At 69.8% G+C, this 18,471-nt stretch carries 16 protein-coding genes; 8 read left to right on the forward strand and 8 right to left on the reverse strand.

The window, feature by feature from the left end; all coding sequences use genetic code 11:
• The first annotated feature begins 24 nt into the window (after nt 1–24).
• Complete coding sequence (locus IT184_11955) at nt 25–282, forward strand: hypothetical protein (protein ID MCC7009519.1); 258 nt, start codon at nt 25–27, stop codon at nt 280–282.
• A gap of 8 nt (nt 283–290) precedes the next feature.
• Here IT184_11955 and IT184_11960 read toward each other — a convergent pair whose 3' ends face one another.
• A complete protein-coding gene (locus tag IT184_11960; GenBank protein MCC7009520.1) occupies nt 291–524 on the reverse strand; it encodes a hypothetical protein in 234 nt (77 codons plus the stop codon).
• A 30-nt stretch (nt 525–554) separates the two neighbouring features.
• A complete protein-coding gene (locus tag IT184_11965; protein ID MCC7009521.1) occupies nt 555–983 on the reverse strand; it encodes a hypothetical protein in 429 nt (142 codons plus the stop codon).
• Nucleotides 984–1,016: 33 nt separating this feature from the next.
• Between IT184_11965 and IT184_11970 the strand changes: the two genes are divergently transcribed.
• Nucleotides 1,017–1,454, forward strand: coding sequence for a globin (locus tag IT184_11970; GenBank protein ID MCC7009522.1), 438 nt, complete (start codon nt 1,017–1,019; stop codon nt 1,452–1,454).
• 113 nt (nt 1,455–1,567) lie between these two features.
• Here the strand turns inward: IT184_11970 and IT184_11975 are convergent, their stop codons facing one another.
• Nucleotides 1,568–4,648, reverse strand: a complete 3,081-nt coding sequence (locus IT184_11975; protein ID MCC7009523.1) for a PD40 domain-containing protein — start codon at nt 4,646–4,648, stop codon at nt 1,568–1,570.
• Nucleotides 4,649–4,968: 320 nt separating this feature from the next.
• Between IT184_11975 and IT184_11980 the strand changes: the two genes are divergently transcribed.
• The gene (locus IT184_11980) at nt 4,969–5,271 is read left to right on the forward strand and encodes a hypothetical protein (protein MCC7009524.1); all 303 of its coding nucleotides are present in this window, start codon (nt 4,969–4,971) and stop codon (nt 5,269–5,271) included.
• Between the two features lie 37 nt (nt 5,272–5,308).
• Here IT184_11980 and IT184_11985 read toward each other — a convergent pair whose 3' ends face one another.
• On the reverse strand, nt 5,309–6,025 hold the full coding sequence (locus IT184_11985) for a UdgX family uracil-DNA binding protein (GenBank protein MCC7009525.1): 717 nt from the start codon (nt 6,023–6,025) through the stop codon (nt 5,309–5,311).
• Between the two features lie 328 nt (nt 6,026–6,353).
• Between IT184_11985 and IT184_11990 the strand changes: the two genes are divergently transcribed.
• The 3 genes from IT184_11990 (at nt 6,354) to IT184_12000 (ending at nt 9,631) form a co-directional block, all read left to right on the forward strand.
• Complete coding sequence (locus tag IT184_11990) at nt 6,354–7,046, forward strand: SRPBCC family protein (protein MCC7009526.1); 693 nt, start codon at nt 6,354–6,356, stop codon at nt 7,044–7,046.
• Nucleotides 7,047–7,439: 393 nt separating this feature from the next.
• Nucleotides 7,440–8,099, forward strand: a complete 660-nt coding sequence (locus tag IT184_11995; protein MCC7009527.1) for a hypothetical protein — start codon at nt 7,440–7,442, stop codon at nt 8,097–8,099.
• Entirely contained in the window at nt 8,096–9,631 is a 1,536-nt protein-coding gene (locus IT184_12000) for a sigma-54-dependent Fis family transcriptional regulator (GenBank protein MCC7009528.1), read from the forward strand. Before IT184_11995 ends, IT184_12000 begins: the two co-directional genes overlap by 4 nt.
• Nucleotides 9,632–9,688: 57 nt before the next feature.
• Here the strand turns inward: IT184_12000 and IT184_12005 are convergent, their stop codons facing one another.
• Together IT184_12005 and IT184_12010 are read right to left on the reverse strand one after the other, a co-directional pair.
• Nucleotides 9,689–12,310 (reverse strand): ABC transporter permease, encoded by a 2,622-nt coding sequence (locus IT184_12005; GenBank protein ID MCC7009529.1) that lies wholly within the window; start codon nt 12,308–12,310, stop codon nt 9,689–9,691.
• A gap of 107 nt (nt 12,311–12,417) precedes the next feature.
• On the reverse strand, nt 12,418–12,768 hold the full coding sequence (locus IT184_12010) for a PadR family transcriptional regulator (GenBank protein MCC7009530.1): 351 nt from the start codon (nt 12,766–12,768) through the stop codon (nt 12,418–12,420).
• 402 nt (nt 12,769–13,170) lie between these two features.
• On the opposite strand from IT184_12010, the gene IT184_12015 reads away from it, so the two are divergent.
• Nucleotides 13,171–13,500 (forward strand): DUF2934 domain-containing protein, encoded by a 330-nt coding sequence (locus IT184_12015; protein MCC7009531.1) that lies wholly within the window; start codon nt 13,171–13,173, stop codon nt 13,498–13,500.
• A gap of 162 nt (nt 13,501–13,662) precedes the next feature.
• Here IT184_12015 and IT184_12020 read toward each other — a convergent pair whose 3' ends face one another.
• Complete coding sequence (locus tag IT184_12020) at nt 13,663–13,878, reverse strand: DUF3185 domain-containing protein (protein ID MCC7009532.1); 216 nt, start codon at nt 13,876–13,878, stop codon at nt 13,663–13,665.
• A 60-nt stretch (nt 13,879–13,938) separates the two neighbouring features.
• A complete protein-coding gene (locus tag IT184_12025; GenBank protein ID MCC7009533.1) occupies nt 13,939–15,651 on the reverse strand; it encodes an HAD-IIB family hydrolase in 1,713 nt (570 codons plus the stop codon).
• Between the two features lie 487 nt (nt 15,652–16,138).
• Here IT184_12025 and IT184_12030 point away from each other — a divergent pair, with 487 nt between their 5' ends.
• Nucleotides 16,139–18,433 (forward strand): PQQ-binding-like beta-propeller repeat protein, encoded by a 2,295-nt coding sequence (locus IT184_12030; GenBank protein ID MCC7009534.1) that lies wholly within the window; start codon nt 16,139–16,141, stop codon nt 18,431–18,433.
• The last annotated feature ends 38 nt before the right edge of the window (nt 18,434–18,471 follow it).

The following is an 18,471-nucleotide window of genomic DNA, read 5'->3' on the forward strand; positions in this document are numbered from 1 at the left end:
GCCATGGCGATTCGACAGACTCAGATGCATTCCGGGTTGATTGCCGCCGGGCTGGCCGCGATTGCGGCCGGCGCCTTGATCTTTCTCTTGATGGTATGGGGCGTCGCGCAGCCGGCGTCGTCGGCGACGCTCTTCGGGGGGCGCGCGCCAGGAGAGGTCGCCGCCGATGCCGCGCCGTCACGAGCGTGGCCGGTCGTTGGCGGTCTCTCGCTGGCGGCGGGATGCGCGCTCGTCGGCGTGGGGATGAACCGCTGGACGGGCAGGCGCGGGGTCCGCGGTTGACGCGCCCCTCAGTGAGAGGCGCGCGCCCGCGTCCACCGCCGCGGGCTCGTCGTCCGGCGTCGGCTCGCGCGCCGCTTGGGGACTTTGGCGCCTGCCCGGCGTGCCTCCGACAGGCCGATCGCAATCGCCTGCTTGCGGCTCGTCACCTTCTTGCCCGATCGGCCGCTTCGTAGCGTGCCTCGCTTTCGCTCGTGCATCGCTCGTTCGACCTTCTGTTGCGCTTTCCGTCCGTACTTGGCCATGACGACTCCTCCCCTTTGGTCCTCGCTCGCTCATCGCTCGATCACGAGCGGCTCGCCTTCCGTGAACGGCGCCGCATCGTCGAGACAACGACGTTCGTAGAGTGTTCGTGGCCCGAAGTGCCGGCTGAGCATCGCGATTGCCTTGTTGAGCGCCTCGTTCGTCGTGCGGCCGCGGATCTCGGCTCGTGCGCCGGACGCCAGCATGAGCGGCCGCAGATGGCCGCGCTCTTCGTCGACGAAGAACATGTGGGCCGTCACCGTCGGCACGTCTGGCGAAGTCTGGTCGACGAGGGCGATGCGGCAACGCGCGCGTTCGAACGGCGCCTCGTAGCATTCCGGCGGCGCGACCGCATCGGGATGCGAGGCCGAGATCGGCGTGTACGAGGGCGGATCGCTCGCCGGAAACGACTCTTCGGATGCTTCCTGCACTTCGTCCACGTGGGGAGCTCGAGTTTCCATCGCTGTACCTCCGCTGAAGACAATGCAGAGTCCATGCCGGGAGCTGGAGCGATCACCGGCAAAGGGGCTACGATCGGCCGCGTGACGGTGTTCGACGCGATCGGCGAAGACGGCTTCGCGCGCCTCGTCCGCGCGTTCTACGCGCAGGTACCGGGCGACGATCTGCTGGGCCCGATGTATCCGGCCGACGACCTGCCCGGCGCCGAGGAGCGCCTTCGCGACTTCCTGGTCGGGCGATTCGGCGGTCCGCCGCGGTACATCGAACGTCGCGGACACCCGCGCCTCCGCTCGCGGCACGTGCCGTTCACGATCGATCGCGCGGCGCGCAATCGCTGGATCCGGTTGATGATCCGGGCGCTCGACGTCTCGGCGTTCCCGTCAGCCGTGGACCGGGAGCTCCGCACGTTCTTCGAAGAGACCGCGACGTTCATGATCAACAGGCAGGACGGATCGTCGGAGGTCATCTCATGAGATGGCCTCTTGGCGATGCGGTGATGGCGACGTTCGGGATAGGTTCGCCGGCCGACACCGCGTGGCCGCGCATCGGCTCTGACTGAGCGGCCGCCGCCCGACGCGGCGCCGGCTCAGAACCCCGGCCGGAAATTGAACACGAAGTCCCACCCACGGCCGGCGCGGTCGATGGGGCGGGCGGCGTTGAACTCTCCGATCGCGAAGCCCAGCAGGTTCACGCGCGCGCCGAACCCGACGCTGCGCACCCATGGCCGATCGCCGCCGGCAAACGTCGGCGTCGTCGCGCGCGTCCACGCGGTGCCCGCGTCGAAGAAGGTGAAGATCTCGGCCGGCACCGGGCCGTAGTCGAGGCGTCCGGTGAACAGCCCCACGATCGGCACCCGTGCCTCGAGGTTCGCGACGATGATGCGGCTGCCGATGAGGCGGTCGATCTCCGGGCAGGACCCGTCCGTGGTCACGGTGCACTCATTGATGCCGAACGAGTTGAAGTCGTAGCCGCGGACGAGCGTGTTGTAGCCGAGGTACAGCGGCAACAGGCGCTGGTCTTCGCCGTTCATGCCGTATCGGCCGATGTGCATCAGCCGTCCGGCGATCGTCAGCGGCCGGAATGGCATCACGTAGCGGCGGTAGTCGAGCGTCGTGCCCACCATCCGGAGGCCGCCGAAGGTCGGCGACACGTCGAAGCGGAACCGCTCGCCTTGAAGCGGGCTCACGGCGCCGAACGTGGCCGTGTCGCGGACGAGCGCGACGGTCGCGTCGGCGAACGTCAGGGCGGGGTCGCCCCCGAGGTCCGTCCGGTCCTCGCCGAGGAAGTCGCCGGTGGATGGGTCGTAGAACTGCGTCCGCAGTTCGTCGTCGAACCCCACGTGCCGCATCGAAGCGCCCAGCTCGACGCGCGTGGCCCGGCTGAACGGATACGCGACCATCGCGCCTGCCTGCGTGAAGATCTCACGATGGAGCGTGCCTTGTTCGGCGTAGAGCAGTTGGCCGCCGAGCGACATGTACCCGCTCGTGACCGAGCCGCTGATGAGCGGCACGCGCTCGCCGAAGAGGCCCCAGTTCCAGCGCGACGTGCGGTTCAGGTACGACGCTTGGAAGGCGGTGTCCTTGATGTCGCCGGCGACGTTGATGCCGGTCGACAAGAGATGGTTGCCGAGCACGTCGCTGAAGAAGAGCATGACGCCGCCGCTCACGTACGTTCCGAAGGCGCCCGTGCTCGTCGTCGCGCCGATCGACTGCGCGACGTCCATCAACTGGAGCCGGCCGGATGCCGGGTGGCTCGGGTAGTCGACGGTCGCGGGCGGCAGGTGCTCGGACGGCTGGCGCAGCAGCGCGGCGACTCGAGATGGGCGGTCGGCGCCGGGCAACCGAGCGAGATCACCCGCGCCGGCCGCCACCGGCGCCTCGCTCGGCGCGTGCGGCAGCACCTGGATGGCGTATCCGGAGCCGCCGAAGACCGAGTACGCCAGCGTGCCGCTCGCGCGCGAATACGACAGCGCCGGGCTCAGGGCCGTGATGCCCGAGATGCCGGTCGGTGCGGTGGCGACGAGGATCGTTCGCGCCGCGGACAGGTCGCGGCGATAGACGTCCGGCCGGCCCGTGGCGTCCGAGATGAAGAACAGCTCGCGATCGGACGCCCACTGCGGGTTGACGGCATTGCCGTCGACGCCGGTCTCGATCTGGCTGACCGCGCCGGTCTCGGTGTCGAGCCGGGCGAGCGTGTAGCGATCGAACGACAGCCGCGCGAGATCGCCGCCGAACCGATCCGTCACGAACGCGAGATCGCGCGAGTTCGGCGCCCAGGCGGGCTGCAGGTCGGCGAACAGATCGTGCGTGAGCTGGCGGACCTCGTTCGTCTGCAGGTCCACGAGATACAGATCGGTCACGCCGCCGGCCTGCGCCGTGAACGCGATCTTCCGGCCGTCGGGCGACCAGCTCGGCTGGAACACCGCCCCGAGGGCCGGGAACGGGATCTCGCGGTCGCGTGCGCCGTTGTCGGCCGAGAGGATCGCGATCACCGGCCGGCCGCCCTGGGCCGCGGCGACGGCGAGCTGCCGGCCGTCGGGCGACCACGCGCCCGACGACTCGACGAAATGCAGGCTGTCGAAGTGCGGATCGGCAGCCGTCTTGGTCAGCGGCCGTTCGACCTGTCCGGTCCTGGCGTTCGCGACGAAAAGCTCGATCGACAGCCGATCCCGCTCGGAGAGAAACGCGACGCGTGAGCCGTCCGGGCTGAGCGCCGGGCCGATCCGCAGCGACCCGCGATCCTCGCCGGCGAACGTCACCGCCCCTTCCGCTTGCCGCGACGAGGCGTCGGCGAGCGCGGGCCGGTAGAGCGCGCCGATCGCCTCGTGCCAGGCGGTCGAGAGCGCATCGCGCTCGAGGCCGGTCAATCGCTCGATGACGCGGATCGGATCGCCTCCGGCGGCCTGGACCCCCGTGGGCGGCCCGAACGGATCGCCGCTCACCACGCGGCCGCCGCTCACCGCCGCGAGGATCTCGCCGATCATTCGATCGCCCCATCGCCCGCCGATGTAGCTCCAGAACGCGTGCCCGAAGCGATACGGGAAGTAGCGCGGATCGTCGAGCTTCTCGAGCGTCGGCAGATCCTCGCGAATCAGCGCGTCGCGCAGCCACATCGCGGTCTGGGGATAGCGGTTGCCGAGCGACAGGTACTCCGCCATGCCTTCCATGAACCACAGCGGCATGGCCTGCGCCCGGTTGCCCAGGATCGAGTACTGGAACGCATGCACGAGCTCGTGGCCGAGCACGTGGTCGGACTCGCCGAGGCTGGCCGCCAGCGGCAGCACGATGCGCCGGGCCAGGCCCTCCGTGACGCCGCCAGTCTCTTCGGGAATCATGCCCTCGAGCACGTTCGTCTGCTCGAACTCCGCATGCGACGCGTAGAGCACGACGACCTGCCGGCCGATGAGCGGTGCGCCCAGCACGGTCGACAAGCGGCCGTACCAGCGCTCGGCCATGCGCGCGACCTCACGCGCGGCGTCGCGCTCGCGTGTGTAGAAGTAGATGTCGAAGTGCGGCGTCTCGAGGACCTGGAAATCGAAGTGCCCGTACTGCACCTTGTTCTGGCCGAAGGACTGAGCCCGAGCGGGCGACGCGGCGAGCAGCGCGAGCACGGTCAGCAGGCAGAGCCGGAGTGGGGCGGCGGCGCGGAGCGAATGCGAGAGGCTCATGCCCGCGGCACGGTGCAAGAGCAGGACCCAGAGCGAGCCAGAGCAGGATTCAGAGCCTCGATGGACAGTGCGTGTCGGGCAGGGTCGACGGCAAGCGGCACGCCAATCCGTGGGTCACGAGTGGCAACGCGCGACCATCCCGCGGTGCGATCCCAGCGACGAAGTTCTGGGCGCTTTGGCCAGCGCCCGTGGCATTTCTCTTGCTCCTCGCAGGGCCCGGACATCCGCTGCTCATTGCGCGCAAGGCGAGGGCGGCCTCGTCGGGAACGCGAAATAACAGGAGCGCCGCACACCGCGGCGCTCGGAGTGCGAGGCGACACATGGAAGCTACAGCGAGGGTCGTGGTCGCACTGGGCCGGTTGAAGGGCCTGTTCCTCGAAGTCCCCGATGCCCGGCTGTCGCTCGCGGAAGCCTCGCGCATCGCCGGGCTCGACAGCGACGTCTGCCAGAGCATCCTCGCCGCCCTCGAAGACGTGCGCTTCATCAAGCGCGAACCCGACGGCTCCTACTGCAAGCGGTACGTGGATGCAGAGCCGCACGCCGGCGAACGGTTCGCCGCGCCGTCGCGTCGAGCGAGCCGGCTGCGATCCGTGCAACCGCCCAGCCAGAGCAACCCGGCGTAGCCCGGCTTCCGCCATCCTCGCCGCCGAGCAGCGAGCGTCATCCAGGCTCGTGCTTCTTGTCGTTCTCTGTGTCGGTCTTCTCACCCTTGTCTGTTTTCGCAGTCCGCTGCCAGCGCTTCAGGAGGCCGGCGATCGTGCGAAGGTCGTCGATGAACTGCGAGCGTGCCGCGTGACGCGCGTCGGTTGACGGCGCCCTGAGGATCGACGAGGGATGGACCGTGAGCGACACCACCGGCGCGAGGGGTGACGCCTGCGGCGTCGCGCGGTCGCGCTGCACGCGCACCGCGGACCCCAGGAGTGCGGCGGCCGCGGTCGCTCCCAGGGCCACCAGCACGCGCGGGCGCACGGCGGCCAGTTCCGCCTCGAGCCACACACGGCAGGCCAGCACCTCCTCGCGGTTGGGTTTCTCGTGGATCCGCCGTTTGCCCTGCGCGCGCCACTTGAAGTGCTTCACGGCGTTCGTCAGGTAGACGTCCTCGAGCGCGATGCCAGCCTCCGCGAGCGCCTCGCGCAACACGCGGCCCGCGGGTCCGACGAACGGTTCGCCACGCAGATCCTCCTGATCGCCGGGCTGCTCGCCGACGAGCATCCACGTCGCGTCGGTTGGTCCGGCGCCGAACACGGTCTGCGTGCCTCGTTTCCAGAGATCGCATCGATGGCAGCGTGAGGCGTCTTCGCGAAGCTCTACGAGCGACGCGCGCGCTGCGGGCCTGGTGAGCGAGCCGGCGGTGCGCGGCTTCTTGCGACCAGCCATGGCTACAGGTCGGACGACGTCAACGTGACCATCTCATGAGCACCGCGGCGCCGGCGTTTCGAGCCTTGCGACGGCCCGACTGGCGCCCGTCGCTTCGGCTGCTGCCGTACATCGCCGCGGAAGGACCCATGATCGGAATGTCCATCTTGCCTTCTGGCGGCCGCAACACATGTGCCACGGCGTTCGCGCGGCGGCGATCGAATAGGCGTGAACTGCGGGCCAGTGGCACGATTCGAGCAGAAGCGTCTCGCGCCGGGCATCGTCGCCTGGGCATCGCGGCGAGGAGGGGTTCGCAATGCGGAGAAACGTCGGACGGACTGAGCGCATCGTGTCCATTGCGGCAGGGCTGGCCGCGGCAGCCATGTGCGCGCGCCGCACGTCCTCGTCGAAGCAGCCGTGGCGCTGGCTCGCCACTGGCCTGATCACGCGAGGCACGACGGGCCTGTGTCCCGTGAACTACCTGATCGGCCGCGGCGCGAGCGACGAGCCCAGAATCGCGCTGTCCGGGTCGGGCGGCGTCAAGATTCGGGAGCGGATCGTGATCAGGAAGCCGATCGAGCCGCTCTTCGAGTTCTGGCGCGACCTGAGAAACCTCCCGCACGTGCTCTCGCACGTCGAGCACGTCGACGTCCTCGACAACGATCGGTCGCACTGGGTCGTACGAGGACCGGCGGGCGTGCGGCTGGCGTGGGACGCGGAGACGATCAACGAAGTCCGTCCGACGTTGCTCGCCTGGAAGTCGCTGCCCGGTTCCGATGTCGTCAGCGCCGGGTCGGTGAGGTTCCGTGCCCTCTCGCCCGCAGCGACCGCCCTCACGATCACGCTCCAATACGAGCCGCCGGCAGGCAAGGTCGGCGCGTCGCTGGCGTGGCTGGCCGGCCAGGGGCCGGCCGCGATGCTGCGCAAGGATCTCCGTCGCATGAAGCAACTCCTGGAGAAGGGCACCGTGGACGAAGGTCGCAGCGGCCGCGCCGTCAGCACTCCGCGGCCGATGGCTCAGCCTGACATGCAACCGTCCTGAGCCTCGTCAGAGCCACTCGAGGCTTGCGGCCGCGAGCCGCCGTGGCCGGCGGTATCGTCCTGCCGTTTCTGTGTCATCATTTGCTCACACCCACGCCTGACGCTCGGCGCCGGCCGTAGCCGGCCTCCGCGCGTCTCATCCGGCGGGCGAGTCAGAAATGCAGTCGATCGCCAATCGAATCCAACGCATCCGTTGGGTTGGCCCTCGCGTCGTCTGCCGGCCGGCCGGAGGGTTGTGAGCGACGAGACGGCCGTTTCGAGACCGGGACCCGGTCAGCAGGGTCAGGCGGCGCCTGCCGTTGGCGTCGATGGGGAACAGGCGGGCCGCGGCATGCGCACATTGGGTGACGGCCAACCACCGGGTGTCACGGTCTTTGCAGGAAGCGGACCTCGCATGGTGCTCGATCTGCCAGCGACGCTCCGGCTGATGTCCCACGAGCTCCGGAGCCCACTGGGCGTCATCCAGGGGTACCTGCGGATGCTGGGCGACGGGCGTATCGAAGACAACATGCGCCCGCGGGTCGTCGCGCAGATGCAGCGCGCGGCCGCCCGCCTCGCGGCCATTGGCCAGCAGGCGTCGGAGCTGTCGCACTGGATGTCGGACGCGCCGCGGGGAAACCAGGACGTCTCGATTGGCGAGCTGCTCGAGGAGATCGGCGCGCGGTCGTCGCAGACGGTGCGGATTGCCGGGCTCGCGACTCCCGAGTACGCCGGCCTCTCCGTGCGGACGTCCGACCTGGCCGCACTGGCCGTGGCCGGCGCGGCGCTCGTCGAGGTCGTTGTCCGCAAGAGCGGTGCAATGGTGGCGCTCGCCGCGGCTCCCGCCGCCGACGCGAGTGACCTCGACCTGTGGGTGGCGCCCGCCGCGCTGCCGGTCGATCGTTCGGTGATGCGCCGGGCGCAGGATCGGCGCCCCGCGGACTTGGAGGAAGGCGGTCTGGGCCTGTCGTTGCTCATCGCCGCCGCAGTCGTTGATGCCCATGGAGGTCAGCTTTGGCAGTCGACCAGCCAACCCGTACACGGAATGACAATCCGGCGAGGAGCGCGGGCGTGACCGCGCCGCGCGTGGCGGTCGTCGATGACGACCCGCTGTTCAGCGACTACCTGACGGCGATGCTGCGTTCGCGCGGCTACGACGCGCACGCGTACGCCACCGGAAACGAGCTGCTGGAGGCGCTGTCCACGTCGCGCGCGCCGCAGGTGGTGCTGCTCGACGTCCTCATGCCGGCGATGAACGGGCTGGAGGTGCTCCGCGCCATCCGGGCGGCGCACCCGCAGGTCCAGGTCATCATGCTCTCCGGCCAGCAGGTGCCGGCGACGATCGTCAATGCCGTCCGCGGCGGCGCCTTCGACTACGTCGTCAAGCCCGACGATCCCGATCTCGGCGAGGCGGCGATCGAGAACGCGATCATCAGCGCGCTCGACCGCATCGCGCTCGAGACCGAGGTGGCGCGGCTGAGCGCCAGCGAGGTCGAGGCGTCCGACGGCTCGCAGCCGAGCTGGGGATCCGGCGCCGCGATGCAGGCGGTGCTCAAGATGGTCGAGCGCGTCGCCAACAGCGACGTCACGGTCCTGATCTCGGGCGAGAGCGGCGTCGGCAAGGAAGTGATCGCGCGCGAGCTGCACCGCCGATCCGACCGTTGTCACAAACCGTTCGTCAAGGTCAATTGCGCCGCGCTGCCGGCGGACCTGCTCGAAAGCGAGCTGGTCGGCCACGAGCGCGGCGCGTTCACCGGAGCCCAGGGCACCCGGATCGGGAAGTTCGAGTTCGCCGGCGGCGGTACGCTCATGCTCGACGAGATTGGCGAGCTGCCGGCCGGCCTGCAGGCCAAGCTGCTGCACGTGCTGCAGGACGGCGAGTTCACGAAGCTCGGGAGCAATCGCACCGTGCAGGTCGACGCGCGCGTGATCGGCGCGACGAACCGCGACCTCACGGCGATGATCAGGGCCGGCACGTTCCGCGAGGATCTGTACTACCGGCTGCAGGTCATCGAGATCCACGTGCCGCCGCTGCGGGAACGTCAGGACGAGATTCCGGCGCTGATCGAGTTCTTCCTCCGCCGGTACTCGACGCGCTACGGGCGCCCGGCCGTCCGGATGTCCGCGGGTCTGCGCTCGGCCCTCCTGTCGTACTCGTGGCCAGGCAACGTGCGGGAGCTCGAGAACGTCATCAAGCGGTTCGTGATCCTGCAGGACGAGACGCTGGTGCGGACCGAGATCGAGCGGTCGAGCCAGGCGCTCGCCGATCCGCTGCCGCCGGCCGCCGTCCAGGCGGGGCGCGACGTTGCCGCCGCGGCGGGTGGCGTTTCCGCGCCGAGCAGCACCCCCGTCGCCATGCCGGCGCCGCGCGACGGCGCGGTCCTGCCGTTCCCGTCGCCGGCCGCGGCCGCCGCGGGAGACAGCAGCTCGCTGCCCGACCTGGCTCGCGCGGCCGCGATCTCCGCGGAGCGCGACGCGATCACGCGCGCGCTCGACCAGTTCCACTGGAACCGCCGCAAGGCCGCCCGCTTGCTCGGCGTCAGCTACAAGACGCTGCTCAACAAGATGAAGACGTGCGGCATCACGCAGCCGGGTGGCAGTTCCTGACCGCGCGCCATCGCAGCGCGGCCGCCCCGGCGGCCGTTCGTGGCGCGGATCGACCGATCAGTCGCTCCTCAGCGCCGCGACCGGATTGATGTGGGCGGCGCGCCGCGCGGGGACCAAGCACGCGAGCGCGGCCACCGTGACGAGCACGGCGGACACGACGCCGGCCGTCGCGGCGTAGTCCGGTCCGAAGCCGTACAGCAGCGTGGTCATCCACCGCGCCGCGATCGCGGCGAGCCCGAGGCCGATCGAAAGCCCGGCCAGCGTCAACATCAGACCGCGCGAGCCGAAGAAGAGCAGGATCCGGCCCGACGTCGCGCCGAGCGCCATGCGCACGCCGATCTCGTTCGTGCGCTGCGCGACGGCATGCGAGAGCACGCCGTAGATGCCCAGCGAGGCGAGCAGCAGCGCCAGCACCGCGAACGCGCCGAGCAGCGCCGAGCTCTGCGACGGTGTCGACAGTTGCCGCTCGATGATGTCCTCCATCGTCTGGATGCGCGCGAGGGGCTGGTTGCTGTCGAGCGACCAGATCGCCTGACGCACCGCCGGCACGATCGAGGCAGGCTCCACGGCCGTGCGAACCACGAGAGCCGCCTTCGTATCGCCGATCTGGTCGCACTGCTCGAACACGCGATAGACGACCGGCTTCGCGTCGTCCAGCACGCCGGTCTCGGGTATCTGTCGCACGACGCCGACGATGGTGTAGAGGTAGCCTTCGTCGCCAAGCTCCCCGAACTTGAACCGGTGCCCCAGCGCAGATTGGTCGCCGAAATGGCGGCGCGCCATCGGCTCGTTGATGATGGCCACGGGCATCGACGCTCTGCGATCCGTGGTCTCGAAGAATCGGCCTTCGACCATGCGTGCGCCGACCGTCGTGAAGTAGTCGCGCGTGACGTTGCGGACGAGCGCCACCTGCGTCGGCACGCTGTGCTGCGGCTGGCCCTCGAGCTGATAGAACGTGGCGCTGGCGAAGTTCGTGAACGGGATCAGGTTGATCGCGGCAGCGCCGACCACGCCGGGAATCGTGCGCACCTTCTCCACCTCGGCCTCGACGAACGCCACGCGTCGATCGAAGTCCTTGTAGCGGAAGAGCGGCGTCTCGAACGTCAGCAGCCGCTCGCTCTGGAAGCCGATGTCGGTCTGCCGCAGGTGCTGGAAGGTCTGCAGCAGCAGGCCGCCACACGTCAGCAGGACGACGGCGAGCGCGGTCTCGACGACGATGAGCGAGTAGCGCAGCCAGTGGCTCCGCGGGCCGATGGCGCGGCGTCCATCCCGCAGGCCGAGCTGCGGCGGACGCCGCGATGCGCCGAGCGCGGGCGCGAGGCCGAACGCCAGCACCGCGGCGCCGCCGGCGCAGGCGGCGAAGGCCAGCACGCGCCAGTTGAGCGCCAACCGCGCCGGGCTCATCGCCTCGGGAATCAGCCGTTCGAGAAACCGCATCACCGGCAGGGCCAGCAGGAGGCCGGCCAGCGTGCCGCACGCGGCCAGCACCAGGCTCTCGGTGAGCAACTGCGCCACGAGCCGCGCGCGGCTCGCGCCGAGCGCGGTCCGCACGGCCACCTCCTGGCCGCGCGTCGCGCCGCGCGAGAGCAGCAGGTTCGCGAGGTTGACGCACGCGATGAGCAGCACCGCCGCCGACGCGCACAGCAGCAGGATGAGCGCCGTCCGCGTGCGGCCGGCAATCTCGTCACGCAGCGGGACGATCGTCACCGAGTGCGGCCCACGCTCGTCTTTGGCGGTCAACTCCAGGCTCAGCGCCGACATGGATTGTTGCGCCTGCTCGAGCGTGACGCCGGGCGCGAGCCGGGCGACGACCTGCGCGTTGTGCCAACTGAAGTTCGTCCGCATCCACGGCGGGAACGAGGCCGGCATCCAGAGGTCGATGTCGCGCGCGGGCAGGAAGTAGAAGCCCGGCGGCATCACGCCGATCACCTGATAGGGCTCGTCATTGATCGCGATCGTGCGGCCGACGATGTCGGGCGACCCGCCGAAGCGGCGCTGCCACAGCCCGTGGCTGATGACCGCGACGCGAACGTTCTCGAGGTCCTCCGCCTCGGTGAATGCGCGGCCGATCATCGGCGACGTGCCCAGCACGCTCCAGAACGTCCAGCTCACCTTGCGGGCCGGCACCTGTTCCGGGCCGCCATCACCTGAGAGCACCCCGTCGGTTGGCTGGCTCGTCGCCAGATCCGAGAACACCGTGTTCCGGCGCCGCCATTCGAGCCACTCGGCCGGCGTGGCGTTGTGCTTCGTCGTGACGTCGGTCTTGGCCATGTCGAGCCAGATCATCACGAGGCGATCGGCGTCGGCATACGGCAGCGGCCGGAGCAGCACCGTTTCGACCGCGCTGAACATCGCCGCGACGCCGCCGATGCCGAGCGCTAGCGTGGCGATGGCGATGGCCGAGAGGGCGCCGTGGCGGCGGATCTGCCGCAGCCCGTACTTGACGTCGCGGCCAAACTGCTCGAGGCCGCCCCAGCCCCACGCCGCGCGCGTGTCTTCCTCCACGCGCGCCAGGTTGCCCAGGCCCCGCCGCGCCGTCCGCCTCGCCTCGTCGCCGGGCGCGCCGTGCTCGCGGAGATCGTCTTCGTCCTGTTCGAGGTGGAACCGAAGCTCGTCGCGCAGTTCGGCGTTCTTCGCCGAGCGGCGCGTCAGCCATCCGAGGGTGCGCAGGAAGGACATCGTGCCTCCTAGACGGAATGCGCCTGCGTGGACGCGTAAGTCGGCGCGGCCCGCCGGCGGCGACGCGCGTCGTGGATCCGCGTGACGCGAGCGGCGCCCGGACTCGATCAGTCGGCCGGATTCAGCACCAGCGTGACCGCGCGCGCGAGCGCCTCCCACTTCGAGCGCTCGGCCGAGAGCCGCCGGCGGCCAAGGGGCGTCAGGCGGTAGAACCTCGCGCGCTTGCCCTTGTCCGACAGTTCCCACGCGGCCGCGATCCAGCCGCGGGCCTCGAGCCGGTGGAGCGCGGGATAGAGCGATCCCGTCTCGACCTGGAGCAGGTCCTCGGAGGTGCGCTGGATGTGCTTGGCGATTGCCAGCCCGTGCGCCGGCCCGCTCGAGAGCGTCCGGAGGATGAGCAGGTCGAGGGTGCCTTGCAGCAGATCGACGCGGGACGAGGGAGAGGAACGCGGCGGCATTGTGTAGAGAGTCTACTGTACATGACGTAGAACGTCTACTCAATGACGCGGCCACGGATTCTGCGGATCGCCCGGCATGCGCGGCGGTGGTGTTCGTGCCGGGACCCGTCGGCGTCAGGAAGGGGTTGCCGGCTCTGTCTCCGGCAAGGCAGGCGTCTCGCCCCGGAGCGCCCGCGAGAGGCCAGCCATCGGGTACCCGCCGTTCGCGGGCGCTGGCGAACGCGGCGCAGTCGATCGCGCTGCTCGTTGCCACCTGAGCAGCGGTGGGTTCAGTTGGTGTAACGGCGTTCTCAGCCGATGGGCACGCGTCGACCCGAGAGAGAGCACCCGGAAGCCGATCGGAACACCCGGCCGCGCCTCTCGTGGTACACGCTTTGAACAATGCGGGCGCGGAGTACACTCATGAAAAGCACGATCGCCGAACGCACCTCCCGCCGACTGCCGGCCTCGCTCGGGAAATCGAACGCCGAGGCCGCCGCGCTCGTTCCGAACGGCACCTATCCAGATCCGCCGCCCATCGCCGACGCGCTCTCGGACGAGGCGATGACCGCAGACGTCGCCACCGCCGTCCAGATGACGCCCGATTCACGCGCCGACGGCGAGGACGTCCACGCGCGCATCGCTGAGCGCGCGTATCTGCGCTATCTCTCTCGGAACGGCGAGGAGGGCGACGCGCTGAACGACTGGCTGCAGGCGGAAGCCGAACTCCGCGCCGACGCGCACTCCGCCTGAGAGCGGAAGACGTAGGAGAAGGGATGGGCCGAACGAGGTAGGGCAGCGCATCCCTTTTCCCCTTTTCCCTTCTTCCCTTTGCCCTTCCTTTTCCCCTTTACCTTTGCCCTCTGCCCTCTGCCCTCTGCCCTCTGCCCTCTGCCCTTTGCCCTTTGCCCTCCGCTAGGTCACACGTTTGCCGTTCGCGACGATGAGCGCGACGCCGGCGGCGAGGATGATGCCGCTCGCGATGGGTGAGAGCGGCAGGGCCTTGTGTTCGTCCTTCGTGATCTGCAGCGGCCCCGCATCGACGACCGTATCGCGCGTCGTCCAACGCACGCCGCCCCAGACGAGACCGACGATGCCGAGCACTACGAGCAGGATGCCGACGATCTTCATGGTTCCCCCTGCCTCGCATTGCTAGCAAGGCGCGGACCAGCCGATCCCGTCGTTCTCTCGTTATTCCGCCGTGGTGTAGCGCCGGTTGATCGCTTCGGCAATCATGAGCCGGCTGTCGCGTGGGGAGAGGTCGGCCGCGCGCCGTTCCACCATGTGCACCTCGTCGGCCAGCGACTCGTCTTTGATCGCTTGGCGGATCCAGGTCGAGTAGTCGCCGGCCGCCAGGTGGTGCGTCCACGTCTCGTCGTCCACGCCTTCGGCGAGCTGAAGGAACAGCTCGAAGTTCTGCGCGCGAAGGCTGAGCTTGCGGTCGGGGCCGCGGAAATAGAAGCTCCGATCCGGTTCCAACGTGCCCTCGGCGTACTTGCGCTGGTGGCGGCTGCGCGACGTGCGGGGCGCGCAGGGCCGGAACGACACCGGCGCCTGGCGGTCGCCTCGGAACCAGGCGACCGCAGCGTCGTGCGCCGGCGGCTGAGGCGCCGGCGGGACGTGCTCGCCCGCGCGATCGGCGAACGCCCGGATCGTGGCCAGCGGGTTGGCGCCGGCCGCGACAACGACCGTGGCCAGCGCGAGCGCCTCGCGGGCGACGTGGTCGGGATGGACGGTGATCATCATCGAGCTCTCGTACATCGACGGCACCCGTTCGGCCGGCGTGTGCGCCGATGCCGGCAGGAAATGGTGGACCTCGTCGATGACGAGCCAGTGCGGCCGCCCCGTCTCGGTGCGGACGGGCTCGAGGGCGGCGAGCAGTTTCGCCAGGAACTCGGGCCGCTCGTCCTTCGGCAGACCAATCAGCACGGCGATGACGTTCGAGGACGGCTTGCGGAGCACATCGGCGATCTCCTCGGGCCGCGGCGCCGTGCCCGCATTGCCGAGGACGATCGCGTCCGGGAACTCCGTGTAGTCGCCTTCGGGATCGACCAGGCAGAACTGGTAGCGCTGATGGACGAGCTGCTCGAGGAAGGCCGTGGCGATGGTGGACTTGCCGGCGCCCGACGGCCCGGCCACGAGCAAGCGCGTTCCCTGGGCGCCGACCGTCAGCCGTTCGTCGGCGAACGTGTGTCCGAGCGGCAGCCGGTGGCGGCCGATCTCCGGCACGCGCTCGCGCAGGTCCGAGTGCACGAGGCTGCGGACGAGCTCGATCACCCCCGCGCCGTTGCGCGCCGTCGTGACCCAGTCCGCACGGGCCTTCAACGTCGGCAGCGCGTTGCCGACCGCAACCGCGCACTCGCAGACCGTGAGGAACGCGTGGTCGTTCTCGGCGTCGCCGACTCCGACCGCGTTGTGCGGCGAGAGGTGCAGCTCGGCCAGCGCCTTCTTCAGGCCGGTCGCCTTGTTCACGCCGGCCGGCAGCACCATCACGGCGCCCTTGTTGAAGATCACCTGGTGCTCGAGGCCGAACTCGCGAATCGTCTGCAGGACCGTGGACTCGTGCGGCTCGAACGTCGCGGCAATCACATGGCCGACCGACAGCGGCGAGACGCCGCGCGCGCGCAGCGCCTCGAGGAACGCCTGCGGCGGCGGCTCGCTGAGGACTTCGGTCGTGCCGTCCGCCGGGCAGTAGAGCACCGCGCCGTTCTCCGCGACGACGCGGTCGAAGAGGTCGAGCGACTGGAAGATCTTCTGGAGATCCGCCAGCTCCCTTCCGGTGACCATCACGAGCTTTCGTCCCGACGCCCGCAAGTTCCGAAGCGCCTCGAGGGTTTCTTCCGCAACGACACTCTGGCTCGCGAGAGTGCCGTCGTAGTCAGCGGCGAGCACGGTGTAGCGCATGATCTCTGTGGGCCTGCACGGCGTCGCCCGACCGATCGGCGGCGACGCCGGTTCGTGGTACGAGCTTACGCTGCTCCCCGATGCCTGCGGCCGGGATCGCACGGCAGACGCGAAGGCGGCGCTCACCAGCCTAGAGCAAGCAGGTCCCGTGCCGGTCGAGTAGTATTGGCGGGTCGCGAACATGCCGGGATGCGCGTTCGTGCGTCCCTCTGGCTCGCCGGGAGGAGTCGTGCGGGAGGTTTCGAGGACTGCCGGGCCGACGGCGCGCGCCGGTCTTTCGGCCGGCGCCGGTCGTCACCGCGCGGCCAGCCTCGCCCGGCCGCTGGTGCGGCGACATGCCCAGCCCGCCGGCCTCGTGCGGCCTGACTCCGCCGAGAGCGCTCCGAACGTCGCGCGTCGTTCGCGCCACGTCGATGCGCTTCGGGACGCGCAGATCGGCGAGCTCGCGATCACGATCATCACCATCCGTTGAGACAGAGGAAGCGTCATGCCATTCGAACTCAGGTCGCGGCGATTCATCGCCGCCGCGCTCGTGTCAGGTGTCGCGGCCGTGTCGGCCGTGGGCGTGCTCGCCGCCGCCCGAAGCAGCAAGTACTGGTGGGACAATCTGGCCGGGCCCGACAGCTCGGCGTTCGCCGGTCTCGACCAGATCAACAAGTCGAACGTCAACCAGCTCGATGTCGCGTGGGTCTATCCCTACGCCTCGCCCGGCTTCAACCCCATCATCGTCGACGACGTGATTTACACGGTGGGCCGAAATGGGTCGCTCATCGCGCTCGACGCGACGAGCGGCAAGGAGATCTGGATCCACGACGGCCTCACCGGCATGACGGGACGAGGCATCAACTACTGGCAGAGCGAGGACGGCAAGGACCGGCGCCTGCTCTTCGGCATCAACAGCTTCCTCCAGGCGATTGACGCCCGCACCGGCAAGTCGATTCTGACGTTCGGCACGAACGGCGTGGTCGATTTGCGGGACGGGCTGCTGCGGGGCGAGCGCATGGGCTGGAACAACAACAGCGCCGGCAAGGTCTGGCGCAATCTGTTGATCCTCGGCTCCACGCCCGGCGAAGGGTTCATGTCGCCGCCCGGCGACATCCGCGCGTTCGACGTCGTCACCGGCCAGAAGGTCTGGCAGTTCCACACGATTCCGCAGCCCGGCGAGTTCGGGTACGAGACGTGGCCGAAGGATGCGTGGAAGTACGTCGGCGCCGCGAACAACTGGGGCAACATGTCGATCGACGAGGCGCGCGGCATCGTGTACGTGCCGACCGGGTCGGCGACCTACGACTTCTACGGCGGGGATCGGCACGGCGCGAACCTGTTCGCCAACTGCATCCTGGCGCTCGACACGCGCACGGGCAAGCGCCTCTGGCACTTCCAGACCATCCACCACGATCTCTGGGATCTCGACAACGTGTCGGCGCCGCAGCTCGTCACCGTGCGGCACAACGGCCGCCGCGTCGACGCGGTGGCGCACGCCGGCAAGACGGGGTTTCTCTACGTGTTCGATCGCGTCACCGGCCAGCCGCTGTGGCCGATCGAGGAGCGTCCCGTGCCGCAGACCGACGCGCCGGGCGAGTACTCGCATCCGACGCAGCCGTTCCCCTCGAAGCCCGCGCCGTTCGTGCGGCAGTCGTTCACCGTCGACGACGTCAATCCGTGGCTGCTGAAGCCGGACGAGTACGAGAAGATGCGCGCGCGCGTCGCAGCCGCGAAGAACGGCACCGGGCCGCAGGGCGGCCTGTTCATCCCGCCATCGGTCGGGCGTGAGTCCGTCTCGATGCCCGGCAACCAGGGGGGCTCGAACTTCGGCACGACGGCGGCGAATCCGGCGCGCGGCCTCGTGTTCGTCGTCGGCGTCAATCAGGTCGCGTTGCTGAAGCTCGAGGACGTGCGCACGCGCCGCAGCGGGCGCGAAGACGAGCCGGAGCGTCCGACGCCGCAGGCCGGCGCCGCGGTCTTCCAGCAGTCCTGCCAGGTGTGCCACGGCGCCGATCTCCAGGGCGCCGTCGCGGGCGCGCCGTCGCTCGTCGGCGTGACCGATCGGATGCCCGACGACGCGATTCGTGCGATCATCACGGGCGGCCGCGGGCTGATGCGGCCCGTCGACCTCACGGCCGAGCAGATCGCGGCGGTGATCGTGTACCTGCGCAGCACCAGCCCGTCGGGCGGTGGCGCGGCGCGCGGCGCCGGGCCGGCGCCGGTGCTGCCGCCAGGTCCGGTGGTCGCCAGCGGCGGCGCGCCGCGGCCGACGGTCCCGGCTCGTGGGACGGGCCCGGTCTATCCGGGCAACGGCGGCAACGCCGGCAACGCGCCGTACCCGGACGACGTGGAGGTGCCGCCCACGCGGTACATGAGCGAGTACGGCGTGCTCGCGTCCGCGACGAAGCCGCCGTACACGACGCTCACCGCGTACGACCTGAACACCGGCGAGATCATCTGGCAGGTGCCGAACGGCGACCATGCGCCGACGATCGCCGCCGGCGGGCCGACGAACAGCGGCGGGCTCGCGGCGCGCAACGGCATGGTCGTCACCAAGGGCGGCCTGGTCTTCCACGCGGGAGGCGACGGCAAGTTCCGCGCGTACGATCAGGACACCGGCAAGGTGCTGTGGACCGGGACCTTTGGCGGCAACGCGCCGGGCGTGCCCGCGTCGTACGAGTCGAAGGGCCGCCAGTACGTGCTGCTCGCCGCCGGACGGGGCAGCGGCAACGGCAACCCGAACGCCGCACCGGCGGCCGGTCCGATGGGCCTGATCGCCTACGCACTGAAGAAGTAGGACTAGGGACCCGGGACCGAAGGACCGAAGCAACGAAC

Source organism: Acidobacteriota bacterium (assembly GCA_020853395.1).
In the GTDB taxonomy this organism is placed as follows: Bacteria; Acidobacteriota; Vicinamibacteria; order Vicinamibacterales; family SCN-69-37; genus JADYYY01.

Coding starts and splice junctions, on each gene's coding strand:
- IT184_12025 (MCC7009533.1), bottom strand. CDS start 15,651: ATGCGCTACACCGTGCTCGCCGCTGACTACGACGGCACTCTCGCGAGC.
- IT184_11995 (MCC7009527.1), top strand. CDS start 7,440: ATGGTGCTCGATCTGCCAGCGACGCTCCGGCTGATGTCCCACGAGCTC.
- IT184_11970 (MCC7009522.1), top strand. CDS start 1,017: ATGCCGGGAGCTGGAGCGATCACCGGCAAAGGGGCTACGATCGGCCGC.
- IT184_11975 (MCC7009523.1), bottom strand. CDS start 4,648: ATGAGCCTCTCGCATTCGCTCCGCGCCGCCGCCCCACTCCGGCTCTGC.
- IT184_12015 (MCC7009531.1), top strand. CDS start 13,171: ATGAAAAGCACGATCGCCGAACGCACCTCCCGCCGACTGCCGGCCTCG.
- IT184_11965 (MCC7009521.1), bottom strand. CDS start 983: ATGGAAACTCGAGCTCCCCACGTGGACGAAGTGCAGGAAGCATCCGAA.
- IT184_11960 (MCC7009520.1), bottom strand. CDS start 524: ATGGCCAAGTACGGACGGAAAGCGCAACAGAAGGTCGAACGAGCGATG.
- IT184_12020 (MCC7009532.1), bottom strand. CDS start 13,878: ATGAAGATCGTCGGCATCCTGCTCGTAGTGCTCGGCATCGTCGGTCTC.
- IT184_12030 (MCC7009534.1), top strand. CDS start 16,139: ATGCCATTCGAACTCAGGTCGCGGCGATTCATCGCCGCCGCGCTCGTG.
- IT184_12005 (MCC7009529.1), bottom strand. CDS start 12,310: ATGTCCTTCCTGCGCACCCTCGGATGGCTGACGCGCCGCTCGGCGAAG.
- IT184_12010 (MCC7009530.1), bottom strand. CDS start 12,768: ATGCCGCCGCGTTCCTCTCCCTCGTCCCGCGTCGATCTGCTGCAAGGC.
- IT184_11955 (MCC7009519.1), top strand. CDS start 25: ATGCATTCCGGGTTGATTGCCGCCGGGCTGGCCGCGATTGCGGCCGGC.
- IT184_11980 (MCC7009524.1), top strand. CDS start 4,969: ATGGAAGCTACAGCGAGGGTCGTGGTCGCACTGGGCCGGTTGAAGGGC.
- IT184_11985 (MCC7009525.1), bottom strand. CDS start 6,025: ATGGCTGGTCGCAAGAAGCCGCGCACCGCCGGCTCGCTCACCAGGCCC.